This window comes from Mesorhizobium sp. C277A (genome assembly GCF_040324395.1).
GTDB lineage: Bacteria > Pseudomonadota > Alphaproteobacteria > Rhizobiales > Rhizobiaceae > Mesorhizobium.
Window position 1 is genome coordinate 4,015,307 of the sequence record NZ_JAMYVW010000002.1, and the last position, 13,797, is coordinate 4,029,103.

Below are 13,797 nucleotides of genomic sequence, written 5' to 3' on the forward strand. Positions count from 1 at the left end.
GTGTGCGGGGCGAGCCTCAGCCTCAGCGCATCAATCCCGCTGCCCGCAGCGCGTCCTCGATGACCTTGGTAATCCCGCCCGCCGGACCGCCTGGCGGATTGACAGGCTCCGGGGCCGGATCGACACGGACGGCTCGCGGTTTTTCCTTCGGCGAGAAAGGCTGCAATGCAGTGCCTGAAGCGGCCTCGGCTTTCGCCGTGCGTCGTACCTCTGGCTTCGTCAGCCCCCAGAAACGGGCGATGTGGCGCGTCGAGGAAATCCCGACATCCAACATGAACGGCCCTGCTTTGCCGAGAGCATTGTCGCCGCTCGCCTGCAATGGTGTGCCATGGCCCATGCCGGCAATGCTGTATGCCTCGACCACGTCGCGGCCTTTGCCATCGGACCAGACTTTTCGGCTCTGACCGTCGACCTTTTCCGTGCGTGTCGGTGCTTGAGCGAGGCCGTGCACGCCCTGCCATTGCGCCAGCACCGCGTCGGCATTGGAAGGCACCACGGTCGTATCGGCCGAGCCCTGCCAGACCGAAATCCTCGGCCACGGCCCCTTGTGCGGCGAGGCCTCCCGCAACAGACGCTGCAGCTCGGATCTGGACGGTCCGCCATGGCCACGCATGCGGTCGAAGGCTTCGGGGATGGTCGAGGCGCTGCCATAGGCAAGCCCGGCAATGATCGCGCCACCGGCAAACACGTCCGGGTAGGTCGCCAGCATCACCGCCGCCATGGCGCCGCCGGCGGAAAGGCCGGTGACGAATATCCGCTTGCGGTCGAGACCGTGGGTGACCACCGCCGCCTCGATCATCTGGCGGATGGACAGCGCCTCGCCGCCGTCGCGGCTTATATCGCCTGGCACGAACCAGTTGAAGCAAAGATTGGCGTTGTTGGCGCGCTGCTGCTCGGGGAAAAGCACGACAAAACCCTGCTCGTCGGCGAGCTCGGTCCAGCCGGAACCATGATCGTACGCGGCTGCAGTCTGGGTACAGCCATGCAGCACCACGACCAGCGCCGCCTGCTTCGGCAGGTTTTCAGGGAGATAAAACCGCGCGCGCAAGGCGCCGGGATTGGACCCGAACCCTGTCATCTCGGACAGGTGGTCGTCCTTGCTCAGCCCTGCACCGGCTGGCCGGCCGCGCATCGCGCTCAGCCGGGCGATCGTATCGGATATGTCTCGCAAATCGCTATCCTTGCGCGCCGGATGGGCAGACTCGTGCACACAACGCACACGCAGCAATATCGTTGCTGCACTGCACAATAACAAGCGGCGCGACCGATTAAATGACCCGGTGAATCACAGGATCCGCTGCACAGCTTGTAACGACGAGCGCAATTTGCGCCCGGCCGACCTCTTGTCAGTCAGCCGGTCGAGGCCGGCAGGCGCTGGTTACCAGCGCTGATGCACGTAGGGCTTGATGTTCTCATCATAGACCGCCTTCACCTTGGCCATCAACTCGGAGGAAAACGGCGCAAGCTCCGCCGCTTCCGCATTGGAAACCGCCTGCGCCGGATTGCGGGCGCCGGGAATGACAACCGTCACAGCGTCGAACATCAGGATCCAGCGCAGAGCGAATTTCGCCATGGTGGTGTCGCCTGACACCAGCGGCCGCACCTTCTCGACCGCCGCCAGCCCGACCTCATAGGGCACGCCCGAAAACGTCTCGCCGACATCGAAGGCTTCGCCATTCCTGTTGAACAGGCGATGGTCGGTGGTCTCGAACTTGGTGTCCGCCCTGAACTTGCCGGACAGCAGGCCGCTGGCCAGCGGCACGCGGGCGATGACGGCGACATCGTTCTTTTTCGCCTGGTCGAAGAACAGCTCGGTCGGGCGCTGGCGGAAGGCGTTGAAGATGATCTGCACGCTGACGACGCCGGGATATTGCATCGCCTTCAGCGCCTCTTCGACGCGCTCGACGCTGACGCCGTAATTGCGGATCTTGCCCTGCTCGGTGAGCTTGTCGAGACGCTCGAACACTTCCGGGTGGTAATAGAGATCGGTCGGCGGGCAATGCAGCTGCACCAGGTCGAGCGTGTCCGTCTCTAGGTATTTCAGGCTGCGGTCGATCCAGCCGGTGAGGTTCTCGACGCTATAGCCTTCGACGCTCTGCTTTGGCAGCCGCCGTCCGGCCTTGGTGGCGATGAACGGGCGCGCGCCGCCACGTTCCTTCATCACCCGTGCGATCAGTTTTTCCGAACGGCCGTCGCCATAGACGTCGGCCGTGTCGAGGAAGCTGACGCCGGCATCGAGCGCAGCATGCAGGGCGGCGACCGCATCGTCATCATTGACCTCGCCCCAGGCGGCGCCGATCGCCCAGGCGCCGAAGCCGATCTCGCTGACTGATCTGCCGGTCCGGCCAAATTTCCGTGACTGCATTTTGCTTCCTGACTTGCGGCTTTGATGACGGTTCTGATTTCGGGAGCCTCATACCGCATGGCAACGCGATTGACATCCCTCTTCCCTGGATTTACCAGATCACAGGGTTGTATGACAACCCGGTAAGATTGCAACGATTTCGAGCCGGAGGAACATGTCGCTGATTCGCGAACTCGATCTCCGACGGGGTCGCCGGATGAGCAGTCCGTCAACCGTGGTTGGCCCCCTAATCGTGAACAGCTTTTTCGCGCAGATCCTCGAAGCGGGCATAGCTCTTGGTCAGATGGCTGCGCATGGCGCGCCGCGCGGCATTGACGTCCCTGGCTTCGATGGCCCCGAGAATGGCGCGATGCTCGCGCTGCATGCGGTCGAGATATTTTTCCCGCTCGGCCTCCGTCATCCGGTCGAGCCGCGTCCAATGGCGCGGGACCATGGCGCTGCCGAACGTGTCAAACAGCCGGGTGAAATTCGGGTTCTGCGTCGCGGCGAGAATGGCGCGGTGGAAGCCGAAATCCTCTTCCGAGCCGGAGCCGCCGGCACGCACCGCCGCCTCCAGCGCGTCGAGCCGCGCGCTCATCTGTTGAAGCGCCGCCTCGCTGCGCCGTTGGGCAGCGAGGCCGGTCGCCTCCACCTCGATGCCCATGCGCAGTTCGAGCACGCGCAGCACCTCGTCGATCGATTCGAGATCGTCGGGCAGCACGGAAAACGTCTTCGGCGGCGGATCCTTGGCGACGAAGGCGCCGAGCCCCTGGCGCGTGGTAATCAGCCCGCGCGCACGCAGCGCCGCCAGCGCCTCGCGCACCACGGTGCGGCTGACGCCTGTGGCAGCAACAATCTCCTGCTCGGTCGGCAGCCGCTGCCCCGGCGCAAGGTCACCGGATTCGATCTGCGCAATCAGCGTGTTGACCAGACCCGTCCGCAGGTTGGGCGCCTGCGGTATGGCGTCGAAAGTCATGGGCTCCGCCATCAGCGCGACTCCGGTTCGATTCTTGTTCAAAGGATTGCATCGACGGGTGCCCGCCGCAAGGTGACGAAAGGTGAGCCCGCCGGTGTGGGTCCAAGGAGAATTACATGAAAGAACCCGAGGATTGCATGAAAGAACGCATCGGCTTCATCGGCCTGGGCAGCATGGGCGCCGGCATGGCCGACAATCTGTTGCGCAAGGGCTGGCCGCTGACGGTCCATGTCCACCGCAGCCGCACCGCCGCAGACCGGCTGATCGCCGCCGGCGCCACCGAAGCGCCAAGCCCGCGCGAACTCGCCGCCGCCTGCGACATCGTGATCCTGTGCGTCACCGGTTCGCGCGAGGTCGAAGCGCTGGTCAAGGGCGCGGACGGGCTTGCTGCGGCCAAGACGCCGCTGCTGATCATCGACTGCTCGACCTCCAACCCGTCATCGACGACAGCGCTTGCCGCCGACCTCGCGGAGCAAGACATAACGCTGATCGACGCGCCGCTGGCGCGCACGCCCAAGGAAGCCACCGAGGGCAAGCTCGACGTCATGGTCGGCGGTGCGGCCGAGATCGTCGCCCGCGCACGGCCGGTGCTGGAAGCCTTCGCTGCGAGAATCGTCCACACCGGCCCGACCGGCAGCGGCCACACCATGAAGCTGCTCAACAACTTCGTCTCGATGGGCTATTCCGCGATCTATTCCGAAGCGCTGAGCCTGGGCGCCAAGGCCGGGCTGACGCCGCAGGTCTTCAACAGCGTGATCTCCGGCAGCCGCATGGATTGCGGCTTCTACCAGGCCTTCTTCGATTTCGTCCTCAACCGCAACGAAAACGCCCAGCGCTTCGCCATCGCCAACGCGCTGAAGGACATGACCTACCTCGCCTCCTTCGCCCAGGCCGCCGGCATCGCCAACCCGATCGGCGCCGCCGTGCGGAATGGATTTGCCACGGCGGTTACCACCGGTCATGGCGAGAAGTTCGTGCCGGCGCTGTCGGATATTGTGGCTGGGCTGAATGGGGTGTCGCTGGTGGAGACGGCGGAGTGAAATCGACCTTGGCGTGAAATCGCGTAAGGCGCTCCCCCCACTCCTTCTCGGCTTCGCCGAGCCACCTCTCCCCACTTTGTACCCACTTTGTGGGGGCGAGGAACCCAGGTTTTTCGGTATTATGGAGAAAACTCACCAAATATGATGACGTTTGCCATTAATTGGGAATCAGCGTAGCGTCTCTGTCGGCACATGAAGGGAGGTGCCGAGCGATGCAGTATAAGAACCTGGTAGCCTTAAACGCGGCCGGCGAACATCAAATTATCGTTTGGGCTTTTCGCGGCGAGTTCAAAGATATGAACGCCGAGAATGGACATGGCTGGGAAGCTAGCAGCGGTCGCTATTTCTTGGGCGATATCGATGGCCCGGAAGTAAAGCGGGTCTCTGAATTAGCTATCGAAAACCCTGCGACGGGCGACATGTTTTCATTGGTAGCTTCTGCCTAGTGATACATAGCACCGCCGCTAAGGATTTCCCGTCGCTGGCGCGCTCGTGCTGGACTGCGTTGGCTGGAATATGAACAGCTTGTCCAGCGTGGATTTTATGTATGGGGACAGCACGAGCAGCGCCACGGTCGCAATTGTCGTGGCGTAGAGCCTAAAGTTCTTTAGCTCGACGATATCGGCTTTCGCAGTCTTAAGCTGCTCTGCAAGTTGATAGGCCGTGGTAAATTCGCCTGATATGGCAGTTATCATATTGGACGGGATTTTATCGTATCCCGTCTTCCATTCAGTCCTTTGCATTTTCTTATCGAGATCGGCGATCCAAAGGGGGAAAACCCTCTCGCCTCTTCGCAAGTGAATCCGGCTTGGTCCCGCGTTGAAGACAGCAAAGATGAGTTTTCCCTTGTATCCGGGGTCAATATGAAACCCAGAGATATTCACCAATCCCAGAAACTTCACGGAAGCCCGGATGGAGATAAATCCTATCTTATCAAACGGGATACGGACTTCCTCTTCAGTCAGGATGAATGCGAACTGACCTGGCTCAATCGAAAAGTCTTCATTATCCTCGAGTTTTTTGACTTTCTTGCCGTCAGATTGGGTGGATAGATAAACTTCCTCCCCCACTGCCAGAAGGTAGTTGGCCCCATCCTTGTCAATTCCAGCTTGCTTGAACGGCCTTACGGGCGCGTTTGCAATATTTAGGGCCTTCCACGTACCGTCGCTCCAAAAGCCGCTGGTCGGCCCAGGTTCAGTCGGCGATGTAGAATTGTCGACCACGTAGCTCCCCCCGTCGCTGCCGTAGCTGTCCTTCGAGATCGATCTGACGCTCGTCAGCCTGATGGAGAGCCCAAGACATTATGTCCGCGTTCGCCTGATGAGCGATCGGAATGAATGCCTCCATATGGTCAATCTTCTCGCAAGCATCCGCGAAGCGGCCGGCGGCATCGGCGTAGGTCCGCAACGGATCGATCTGCCGCGCTTCCTTCGTCAAGGGAGCCGGCGCTTGCAAATGCTGATGCATCGTATTGGCGGCGCTCAGCGACACCAACACGGTATCGATGACGGTCCGCTCATAGGAGATCGGCTCAGCCGAGCTGCGCGCCAATCGCCCCACATACTTCGCAAAATGGAGCCCGTAGTGCTTCAGACGGTCATTTTTGGATAGGTGAAGGATATCGGTATGGTTGCGCGCATCGTGCCGATACTGATCCTGCTGAAGGCGCAGCATGTCTGCGTCTGTAAACATATCAGCTAAACTCCCCTTGGCCGTCCCTGCCGCCCGGCGTTCGACCTGTATAGCGCCGCGAATCACCGCTTGGCCGTCTACGCGAGGTTTTCCACAAAATAAAGGGCATGGGAATCCTAAGAAATTGTCCACGGCAATGGCCGTGCATCACCTTTCACATAGAGCGGATGCCGAGGAGATCGATCTTTATTTACCGCAAGCGCGTAAAGTTGACCGCCATCCTCCTCGATGTTCCGTACAAGCGTCGTGATCCTGGCTCTGGTATCGGCACGCTTCGCCGCCGGCGGGCTGATGCGCCCCCATGCGGCCACGATAATACCGCCGTCCTTTGAAACTTCGGCGACAACAGACCGAATATGGGCGTCATTCTCTGGCCCGATAGGGTCTTCCGCGTCCCATAGGTCACTTGGATCGGTAGCGATACGCGCCCATGGGTTTATGAAGATGAGACGGCCATAGCCAAGGTCTCGGGCGAATCCGATCCCGCGTCTAGATGTCGGGTCATCATTATCCACCCCAGCTGTGCTGGGATTATGGAGGATAAAACCGAGGGGCGGCCCATCGCCAATTCGGCGATCAAGCCGGTAGCGATAGCCCCCGCATTCAGAAAAGATTGCACTCATGCTTCAAGGCTTACCTGTCGGACTCCGATCACATCCATGCACATCATGAAGAACGCGGCGGTGAAGCTGCCTCGGCTTATTTTGTTCGCCAAATTGCGCTCGTTCTCGTGGGCGCCCTTCTCGGTCAGCTTCTCGGCCAACGCTGCATAGGTTATGCCGCGCCGCTTCAACTCGCCTTTCAGTATGTTCTTGGCCTGCTCCTCGTAAGGCGAGGTAATAGAATTGTCCGCCATCATCGTTTCTCCTGAAAAAACATCACAAACGATGATATATACCCTTGCACGTGCGGATTCAACGTCCTATATCCGATGCACAACATCATCCGATTTGATATGTCCCAGCATTTCCTCCTCCCCGCAGCCAAGACCCTCTCTGCCGAAGGTTGAGCCGGCGAATCGCCCATGCTATAAACGAAACGGGCGACTTACGCCGCCCGCCCGTGGTTACGATATTAACTTCCTTGGAACCGATCCTGCCGGTGGTGCGGCAGTCCGGATAACGCCAAGGCGCGGTTTCGTAGTCATCTTACCTCCACTCTCCCGGCATTCGCCATCGTCGGGGTTGGCTGCCCTTGCAAGCAGATAGTTGACCCTGAGGTCTGGAAGGCATTGGCGCCTTCCGGACCTCACGCACTTTTTGGCGCGCACAATCTTTATCGGCAGATTCCGCAGACCTGTCAAGCGTCTGTCTGCGGATGTTTCATATTCCGCAGACAAGAGCCTTGCATTTGCCAAAAGTTCGCTATATGTACTTCTGCGAACGATCCACAATTTTGGCGGAGGCATTCCATGGAAACGGATAAGGTCGGGCCTATCACCGAAGGTGAGAGTGACGCAGGCGATCAGAATGATCCGCGCCGGGAGCGCTCGACAATCGAGTTCCCCTATATGGATCTGGCGATGGCTACCGAAATTGCCGCAGGCGTGTACAACCGAAACGGCGGCGGCGAAGTTCAGGCGGATGAACTCGCAGCTCATTTGAAGCTGAGTTCGAATAGCTCCGGTTTCCGGACCCGGATCGCAACGGCAAAGACCTTCGGTCTTGTTCAGTCCGCGCGAGGGTCTGATAACATTGCTCTCACTGATCTCGGACTGAAGATCGTGGACGGCAAAACGAACCGCCGCGCAAGAGCGGACGCCTTCCTTCAGGTTGAACTTTTCCGGACCATTTATGAGAAGTACAAGGGCGCCCAGCTTCCCCCAGCGGCGGCACTGGAACGCCGCATGATTGAGTTTGGAGTGGCCCCCAAGCAAGCAGAGCGCGCCAGGCAAGTTCTTGAACGGTCGGCAGAAACGGCTGGGTATTTCGAAAGCGGCCGCGACCGCCTAGTCCGCCCCGCCAACATAGGTGTTGAGGATGCCGACAAGCAAAAAACCGGAAATGGTGGCGGCGGCAATGGCCAAGGGGGAGATGGCGGTTCCGGCGACAATGGCAAGGGAAAGCTCCAGCGCGAGATTCATCCAGCCGTGCTAGGGATTCTGGAAATCCTCCCGCCTGTCGGATCACCGTGGCCGATCAGGCAGCGCGCGAAATGGCTTTCCAGTTTGAATAATGTCTTCGAACTCATCTATACCGACGAGGATAGCGCAGAGGTCGAAATCTCGACTGTCGAAATCAGAGATTGAAAAAGGGGCGGCCTACTGGTCGCCCCTTTTCAGTTTCCATAGCTTGTACGGGCCGAATGCGTCTGATCGTCGGTCCAGCCGCAATCCTCGACCAGCCCTTGGACCGACACAGACCTTTATGCAAGCGCCGATGCGCTTCCTTATCGTGGTGACGGTCGCCTCGTCGGCGGCTAGGCCACGGTCAGCAACCCATAGTTCGGTGATCTGGCGCGACGTGAGCGGCGTGGTGGCTTCCCGCATGGTGTTGAGTGCAAAACGCTTCACAGAACCTTTCTCGGCGCGGTGCTTGGTGACGTACGCTTTCAACGGGAAGTGTCGGCGTCTGGGTCAAATAGCCTGATGGCCGCGTCCTTCCATGTCAAACCGCAAGATCGGTCGAGCGCGGCATATCCCGAAGAGCCTATCTGGTGTCGTCACGGAAGAAACACGCAGGATGAAGACGCCACTTGAAAACTACCAAGCCCGGATGCAGCGGGTGCTGGACCACATAGACCAGCATCTGGACGACGATCTGGGCCTGGAAGCGTTGAGCGGCGTCGCGGCGTTTTCGAAATTCCATTTCCACCGGCAGTTCACGTCCACCTTCGGGTTGTCCGTGCATCGCTATGTCCAGCTCGCGCGCCTGAAGCGCGCTTCGTACAGGTTGGCCGAGAGCGGCGCCCAAAGCGTCACCGACATAGCGATGGATGCCGGTTACGACGCACCGGATGCCTTCGCCCGCGCCTTTCGGCAACGGTTCGGGCAATCGCCTTCGTCGTTTCGGAAATCTCCCGACTGGGGGCCGTGGCTCATGGCATTCGGGCCGCTCGACAAAGCAAGGACCACGCTCATGCAGATAATCTTCGAACCCGGCGACGTGATGATCCGCGACGTGCCGCCGACGCCGGTGGCGATCCTGGAGCATCGCGGCGATAGGGCGACGCTTCCTGACACCATCCAGCGCTTCATCGCCTGGCGCAAGGCCGCCGGCCTGTCGCCCGAGACAAGCTCGACTTTCAACATCTTCCGTTCCGAAAGGCAGCCGGCGAATCCGGCCGATTACAGCATGGACATTTGTGCCGGAACCGAGCTGCCGGTAGAGGGCGGGCCGATCGAGGACGTGCAGATGAAGGCCGGCGTCATCCCCGGCGGACGCTGCGCGGTGCTGCGCTATCCCGGCAACACCAACAATCTCGAGCCGGCAGCGCTCTACCTGTACCGCGAATGGCTTCCGGCCAGCGGCGAGGAGGCGCGCGACTTTCCGATCTATTGCCAGCGACACTTTTCGTCGAACGGACCGGTGCGCGAGGTGGTGCTTGAGCTGTTTTTGCCGCTGAAATAGCGCGGTGGGTGGCGGCCTATCTCCGGCCCTGAGCTGGTGAGCCGACGACCGAGTGACATCTGATATGGCGCTCCCCCACTCCGTCTCGGCTTCGCCGAGCCACCTCTACCCCACATTCGTGGGGGAGAGGAAACCCAAGCTTTTGAAGGGCTGCGATCTCGGAGATTGGCATTTCCTCATCCCCATGAAATGGGGGGTCCGAAGGACGGGCGAGACCCGTGGCTCGCCCCGGCAAGGTGGCTCGGCGAAGCCGAGACGGAGTGGGGGTCAGCGCCGCCATAGGCGATTGGCCCAGCGCGCGGACAAGGCAAGGCTATCCCTAAGCCTGCCCGCGCACAGCCTTCCGCAACCGCGAATGCCGTACCGGAGACGCTGCCTCGGGCCCCGGCGCTATCTCCGCAGCTTCCCCCTCATGCAACCCCACCCGCAGCGCCGCGCCCGCCAGATGGTCGCGCATCGCGGCTTGCGCCCCTTCGGCGTCGCCGGCACGGATCGCTCTCAGGATGCGCTCATGTTCGCCGAGCGTGATGCGGGCCATGTCGTCCGACTTTTGCTGGTTGCCGGCGGCGAGAATGCTTTCGCGCACCCGCTCGGACACGAAGACCAGGAATTGGCCCATGTAGGAATTGCGCGTCGCCTCGGCGACGGTGCGGTGGAATTCGAGGTCGCTGCGCAGCCAGGCGACGCTGCCATAGGGGGCGGGGCGCATGCCGGACAGCGCATCGCCCATGGCTTTGAGATCGGCGTCGCTGCGCCGTTTTGCGGCAAGGGCCGCCGCCTGCACTTCGAGGATGCCACGCAGTTCGAACAGATTGCGAAACGAGTCGGCGCGCTGCAGCGTCTCATGGTCGATGGTCAGCACCGTCGGGTTGTTGCTCTCGACCACGAAGGCGCCGCGCCCCTGCTGCGACCAGATTCGGCCTTCCGAGCGCAGCCGCGCGATCGCCTCGCGCACCACGTTGCGGCTGACCCCGAAAGTGGTTGCCAGCGCCGCCTCGGTCGGCAGCTGGTCACCCGGCTTCAGCCGGCCTTGCGCGATCTCGCGCGAGATGGAACTGGCCACCAGAGTGGAGAGGTGTGGGCCGCGATTGACCTTGTCGAGTTTCAGCGTCATCGCTCACCTATAGTCGACGGCGGATGCGGACGCCAGAATGCGGCCGTTGCTGAGAATGTAGCGCGGGTCGAATGCGTCCTTGATGCCGGCGGCGAGGTCGAGCGTCACCGGATCGATGCGTTCGAGGAACGCCTTCTGCTTGACCCGGCCGATGCCGTGCTCGGCGCTGATCGAGCCGCCATGGCGATCGACGACGGTGAAGATCTCGGCTTCCGCCTGCTCGAACAGATGTTCGATCGCCTTGGTGCCCATGCCTTCCGGCGGCACGACGTTGAGGTGGATGTTGCCGTCGCCGACATGGCCGTAGGTGACGGCCAGCGCGTCGGGCCGGGCTTTCTCCAAGGCGGCCAGCGCATCGGTGACGAAATCGGCAAGCCTGGAGATCGGCACCGACACATCGGTGCGCAGGTAGCGCCCGCCCCTGCCCTGCCGCTCGACCATGATCTCGCGGTAGAGCCACAACCGCTCACCTTGAGCCCTGGTCGAAGCGATGACGCCGTCCTCGACGATGTCCTCGACGCTGCCGAGAAACCCCAGCAGCATGTTGGAGAGGTCGATCAGCCCGCCGGAGGACACCTCGATCAGCACATAGACGGGATAGGGCTGGCTGAGCGGATCGGGAAAATCCTGGCCTTCGCGCATGGTGATCTCGATGCCGCCGCGCAGGATCAGTTCGAAGGCGGTGAGCAAATCGCTGCAATCGCGCCGCGCCCTTGCATAGAGTGCCATCGCGTCCTCGACGGAGCGCAGGCCAACCAGCGCGGTTTCGATCTGCGTCGGCTTGGGGAATAGTTTCAGCGCCGCCGCGGTGACGATGCCTAGCGTGCCCTCCGAGCCGATGAAGATCTGCTTCAGATCATAGCCGCGGTTGTCCTTGCGCAGCACTTTCAGCCCGTTCCAGATGCGGCCGTCGGCCAGCACCACTTCGAGGCCAAGCACCAGATCCCGCGTCATCCCGTAGCGCAGCACGTTGAAGCCGCCGGCATTGGTGGCGACATTGCCGCCGATGCGGCAGCTGCCCTGCGCGCCGAAGGTGATCGGCAGCAGGCAGTCGCTCGCTTCGGCCGCGCGCTTGGCGTCCTCGAGGATGCAGCCGGCCTCGACCACCATGGCAAAGTCGATCGGGCTGATCGAACGGATACGGTTCATGCGCTCCAGCGAGATGACGATCTCGCCTCCATCCGCCGCCACCGCAGCACCCACAAGGCCGGTCAACCCGCCTTGCGGCACCACCGGAATGCGCTCGGCATGGCAGAACCTCATCAGCGCCGACATTTCCTCCACCGAAGAGGGCCGCGCCACGACCAGCGGCCGGCCGAAATGGTCGCCCGACCAGTCGCGGCTGTAGCGCGCCAGATCCACTTCCTCGGTCAGCAGCCCGCCATTTGGCAGCAGGCCGGCCAGGGCTGCGATCTGCGATGCGGAGGGTGGCGGCACGGCATTCATGGATTGGCTCTGGGCCCCTCGGCAAAACGGCTGGACAAATACCGGCGTTGTCGTGTTATCATACAACCCTGATTGAGAACATCAAGCGAGGCCATCTTGCCGCCAAGCGTTCGATGTGGATGATCAGACCCGCAAATCACAGAATTCGGAGGACTTCCCCAATGAGCGACGCCCCGGGCTTTCGCTATATGCACACCATGATCAGGGTGCTCGACCTCGACAAGTCGATCGCCTTCTACACCGAGGTGCTCGGCATGACCCTGCTGCGCCGCGACGACTACCCCGGCGGCAAGTTCACCAACGCCTTTGTCGGCTATGGCCCCGAGGACAAGGAAGCCGTCGTCGAGCTGACGCTGAACTGGGGCCGCGAGGAACCCTACGAGATCGGCACCGGCTTCGGCCATCTGGCGCTCGGCGTCAACGACATCTACGCCGTCTGCGCCGAACTGGAAAAGCGCGGCGCCAAGATCCCGCGCAAGCCCGGCCCGATGCAGCACGGCACCACCCACATCGCTTTCGTCGAAGACCCCGACGGCTACAAGATCGAGCTGATCGGCCTCGACACGATGTGATCCGATCGGGCCGGACCGCATCGGCCTCGCGCCGATGCGGTCCCGTCCTGTCCGCGCTTGCCTGGGAGGCGGGATCACTTGATGACCGCGATCTTGCTGCGGTCGATGGTAATGGCGACGGCAGCGATCAGCACCGCGCCGAACACCATGTTTTCCAGGAAGATATTGACGCCGACAAAGGTCATGCCGATGCGCACGATCGAGATGATCAGCGCGCCGACCGCCGTGCGGGCAACGCCGCCGAGCCCGCCGGTGATCGCCGTGCCGCCGACGATGACGGCGGCGATGGCCGGCAGCAGCAGCTGGTTGGCCAGCACCGGCGAGCCGCTCGACAGCCTGGCTGCCAGCACGACGCCGGCGATGGCCGCGAGCATACCCGACGCGGCAAAGGCGATGATCTTGGTGCGGTCGACATTGATGCCCGCCGCCCACGCCGCCGGCTCGCCGGCGCCGACCGCAATCGCCTGGCGGCCGAAGCGTGTGTAGCGCAGCGCCAGAAAGGCGGCGATGCCGATCACCGTCGAAATCAGCACCACCACGGGAATGCCGGCGACAGTGGCGTTGATCCAGGCGGTGTTTTCGCGACCAGCCTCCTCGATGGTGATGGCGCGGCCATTGGAGACCCAGAGCGCCAGGCCGGTGACCACGCCGCCGGTGGCGAGCGTCGCGACGAAGGACGGCACGCGTAACTTGACGTGAACGACGCCGCTCAACACGCCGAAGGCGAGCCCCGACAGGATCGCCACCGGAAAGGCGGCAAGGCCGAGCGAAGGCAGCAATTGCGCCAGGATGACGCTGGCCAGCGATGCCACCGCCTGGATCGACAAATCGATGCCGCCAAGCAGGATGGCGAAGGTGACGCCGGTCGCCAGGATGAACAGCACGGCAGTGTTGGCAAACAAAAGCGCCACGGTCTCGCCGGTCAGGAAGCCGGGCGCGGCGATCTCGATGATCAAAAGCAGGCCGACAAGCAGCACCAGCGGAATGGCGCCTTGCGTCCACTTGCCTTCGAAAACCCGCCTGATGGAGAACGCTTCATTCATC

Annotated in this window: 15 protein-coding genes; 5 read left to right on the forward strand and 10 right to left on the reverse strand. The window is 61.9% G+C overall.

Annotated elements, in window-relative coordinates:
* Nucleotides 1-22: 22 nt before the first annotated feature.
* The 3 genes from NKK52_RS19775 to NKK52_RS19785 all read right to left on the reverse strand — a co-directional run bounded on the left by NKK52_RS19775 (nucleotide 23) and on the right by NKK52_RS19785 (nucleotide 3,332).
* Nucleotides 23-1,171 carry an extracellular catalytic domain type 1 short-chain-length polyhydroxyalkanoate depolymerase gene (locus tag NKK52_RS19775; protein WP_023683152.1) on the reverse strand — a complete coding sequence of 383 codons (1,149 nt, stop codon included), beginning with the start codon at nucleotides 1,169-1,171 and terminating at the stop codon, nucleotides 23-25.
* A 207-nt stretch (nucleotides 1,172-1,378) separates the two neighbouring features.
* The gene (locus NKK52_RS19780) at nucleotides 1,379-2,365 is read right to left on the reverse strand and encodes an aldo/keto reductase (protein ID WP_023683151.1); all 987 of its coding nucleotides are present in this window, start codon (nucleotides 2,363-2,365) and stop codon (nucleotides 1,379-1,381) included.
* A 226-nt stretch (nucleotides 2,366-2,591) separates the two neighbouring features.
* The gene (locus tag NKK52_RS19785) at nucleotides 2,592-3,332 is read right to left on the reverse strand and encodes a FadR/GntR family transcriptional regulator (RefSeq protein WP_023683150.1); all 741 of its coding nucleotides are present in this window, start codon (nucleotides 3,330-3,332) and stop codon (nucleotides 2,592-2,594) included.
* 125 nt (nucleotides 3,333-3,457) lie between these two features.
* On the opposite strand from NKK52_RS19785, the gene NKK52_RS19790 reads away from it, so the two are divergent.
* Both NKK52_RS19790 and NKK52_RS19795 read left to right on the forward strand, forming a co-directional pair.
* Nucleotides 3,458-4,360, forward strand: a complete 903-nt coding sequence (locus NKK52_RS19790) for an NAD(P)-dependent oxidoreductase (RefSeq protein WP_023683149.1) — start codon at nucleotides 3,458-3,460, stop codon at nucleotides 4,358-4,360.
* 212 nt (nucleotides 4,361-4,572) lie between these two features.
* On the forward strand, nucleotides 4,573-4,806 hold the full coding sequence (locus tag NKK52_RS19795; protein WP_023683148.1) for a hypothetical protein: 234 nt from the start codon (nucleotides 4,573-4,575) through the stop codon (nucleotides 4,804-4,806).
* Nucleotides 4,807-4,824: 18 nt separating this feature from the next.
* Here NKK52_RS19795 and NKK52_RS19800 read toward each other — a convergent pair whose 3' ends face one another.
* From NKK52_RS19800 to NKK52_RS19815, 4 genes are all read right to left on the reverse strand, one after another.
* Nucleotides 4,825-5,583: a dCTP deaminase domain-containing protein gene (locus tag NKK52_RS19800; protein ID WP_198031493.1), complete on the reverse strand. Its 759-nt coding sequence runs from the start codon at nucleotides 5,581-5,583 to the stop codon at nucleotides 4,825-4,827.
* Entirely contained in the window at nucleotides 5,555-6,052 is a 498-nt protein-coding gene (locus tag NKK52_RS19805; RefSeq protein WP_050591968.1) for a hypothetical protein, read from the reverse strand. The genes NKK52_RS19800 and NKK52_RS19805 overlap by 29 nt, the downstream gene beginning before the upstream one ends.
* A gap of 116 nt (nucleotides 6,053-6,168) precedes the next feature.
* On the reverse strand, nucleotides 6,169-6,675 hold the full coding sequence (locus NKK52_RS19810) for a DUF1643 domain-containing protein (RefSeq protein ID WP_023683145.1): 507 nt from the start codon (nucleotides 6,673-6,675) through the stop codon (nucleotides 6,169-6,171).
* A complete protein-coding gene (locus NKK52_RS19815; protein ID WP_245263084.1) occupies nucleotides 6,672-6,911 on the reverse strand; it encodes a DUF6471 domain-containing protein in 240 nt (79 codons plus the stop codon). The genes NKK52_RS19810 and NKK52_RS19815 overlap by 4 nt, the downstream gene beginning before the upstream one ends.
* 552 nt (nucleotides 6,912-7,463) lie before the next feature.
* Between NKK52_RS19815 and NKK52_RS19820 the strand changes: the two genes are divergently transcribed.
* Both NKK52_RS19820 and NKK52_RS19825 read left to right on the forward strand, forming a co-directional pair.
* Nucleotides 7,464-8,300 (forward strand): hypothetical protein, encoded by an 837-nt coding sequence (locus NKK52_RS19820; RefSeq protein ID WP_023683143.1) that lies wholly within the window; start codon nucleotides 7,464-7,466, stop codon nucleotides 8,298-8,300.
* 433 nt (nucleotides 8,301-8,733) lie between these two features.
* On the forward strand, nucleotides 8,734-9,621 hold the full coding sequence (locus tag NKK52_RS19825; RefSeq protein WP_023683142.1) for an AraC family transcriptional regulator: 888 nt from the start codon (nucleotides 8,734-8,736) through the stop codon (nucleotides 9,619-9,621).
* Between the two features lie 319 nt (nucleotides 9,622-9,940).
* Here the strand turns inward: NKK52_RS19825 and NKK52_RS19830 are convergent, their stop codons facing one another.
* Nucleotides 9,941-10,735 carry a FadR/GntR family transcriptional regulator gene (locus NKK52_RS19830; RefSeq protein WP_023683141.1) on the reverse strand — a complete coding sequence of 265 codons (795 nt, stop codon included), beginning with the start codon at nucleotides 10,733-10,735 and terminating at the stop codon, nucleotides 9,941-9,943.
* 3 nt (nucleotides 10,736-10,738) lie between these two features.
* On the reverse strand, nucleotides 10,739-12,181 hold the full coding sequence (locus NKK52_RS19835; protein ID WP_023683140.1) for an FAD-binding oxidoreductase: 1,443 nt from the start codon (nucleotides 12,179-12,181) through the stop codon (nucleotides 10,739-10,741).
* A gap of 161 nt (nucleotides 12,182-12,342) precedes the next feature.
* Here NKK52_RS19835 and gloA point away from each other — a divergent pair, with 161 nt between their 5' ends.
* Nucleotides 12,343-12,753: a lactoylglutathione lyase gene (gene gloA / locus NKK52_RS19840; protein WP_019856614.1), complete on the forward strand. Its 411-nt coding sequence runs from the start codon at nucleotides 12,343-12,345 to the stop codon at nucleotides 12,751-12,753.
* 74 nt (nucleotides 12,754-12,827) lie between these two features.
* Here gloA and NKK52_RS19845 read toward each other — a convergent pair whose 3' ends face one another.
* Nucleotides 12,828-13,796 carry an ABC transporter permease gene (locus NKK52_RS19845; protein WP_023683139.1) on the reverse strand — a complete coding sequence of 323 codons (969 nt, stop codon included), beginning with the start codon at nucleotides 13,794-13,796 and terminating at the stop codon, nucleotides 12,828-12,830.
* Nucleotide 13,797 lies beyond the last annotated feature (1 nt).

What these genes read in the sequence shown, in the direction of transcription:
- NKK52_RS19780 (WP_023683151.1), bottom strand. Translation starts at nt 2,365, where the DNA reads ATGCAGTCACGGAAATTTGGCCGGACCGGCAGATCAGTCAGCGAGATC.
- NKK52_RS19785 (WP_023683150.1), bottom strand. Translation starts at nt 3,332, where the DNA reads ATGGCGGAGCCCATGACTTTCGACGCCATACCGCAGGCGCCCAACCTG.
- NKK52_RS19790 (WP_023683149.1), top strand. Translation starts at nt 3,458, where the DNA reads ATGAAAGAACGCATCGGCTTCATCGGCCTGGGCAGCATGGGCGCCGGC.
- NKK52_RS19795 (WP_023683148.1), top strand. Translation starts at nt 4,573, where the DNA reads ATGCAGTATAAGAACCTGGTAGCCTTAAACGCGGCCGGCGAACATCAA.
- NKK52_RS19805 (WP_050591968.1), bottom strand. Translation starts at nt 6,052, where the DNA reads ATGTTTACAGACGCAGACATGCTGCGCCTTCAGCAGGATCAGTATCGG.
- NKK52_RS19810 (WP_023683145.1), bottom strand. Translation starts at nt 6,675, where the DNA reads ATGAGTGCAATCTTTTCTGAATGCGGGGGCTATCGCTACCGGCTTGAT.
- NKK52_RS19815 (WP_245263084.1), bottom strand. Translation starts at nt 6,911, where the DNA reads ATGATGGCGGACAATTCTATTACCTCGCCTTACGAGGAGCAGGCCAAG.
- NKK52_RS19820 (WP_023683143.1), top strand. Translation starts at nt 7,464, where the DNA reads ATGGAAACGGATAAGGTCGGGCCTATCACCGAAGGTGAGAGTGACGCA.
- NKK52_RS19825 (WP_023683142.1), top strand. Translation starts at nt 8,734, where the DNA reads ATGAAGACGCCACTTGAAAACTACCAAGCCCGGATGCAGCGGGTGCTG.
- NKK52_RS19830 (WP_023683141.1), bottom strand. Translation starts at nt 10,735, where the DNA reads ATGACGCTGAAACTCGACAAGGTCAATCGCGGCCCACACCTCTCCACT.
- NKK52_RS19835 (WP_023683140.1), bottom strand. Translation starts at nt 12,181, where the DNA reads ATGAATGCCGTGCCGCCACCCTCCGCATCGCAGATCGCAGCCCTGGCC.
- gloA (WP_019856614.1), top strand. Translation starts at nt 12,343, where the DNA reads ATGAGCGACGCCCCGGGCTTTCGCTATATGCACACCATGATCAGGGTG.
- NKK52_RS19845 (WP_023683139.1), bottom strand. Translation starts at nt 13,796, where the DNA reads ATGAATGAAGCGTTCTCCATCAGGCGGGTTTTCGAAGGCAAGTGGACG.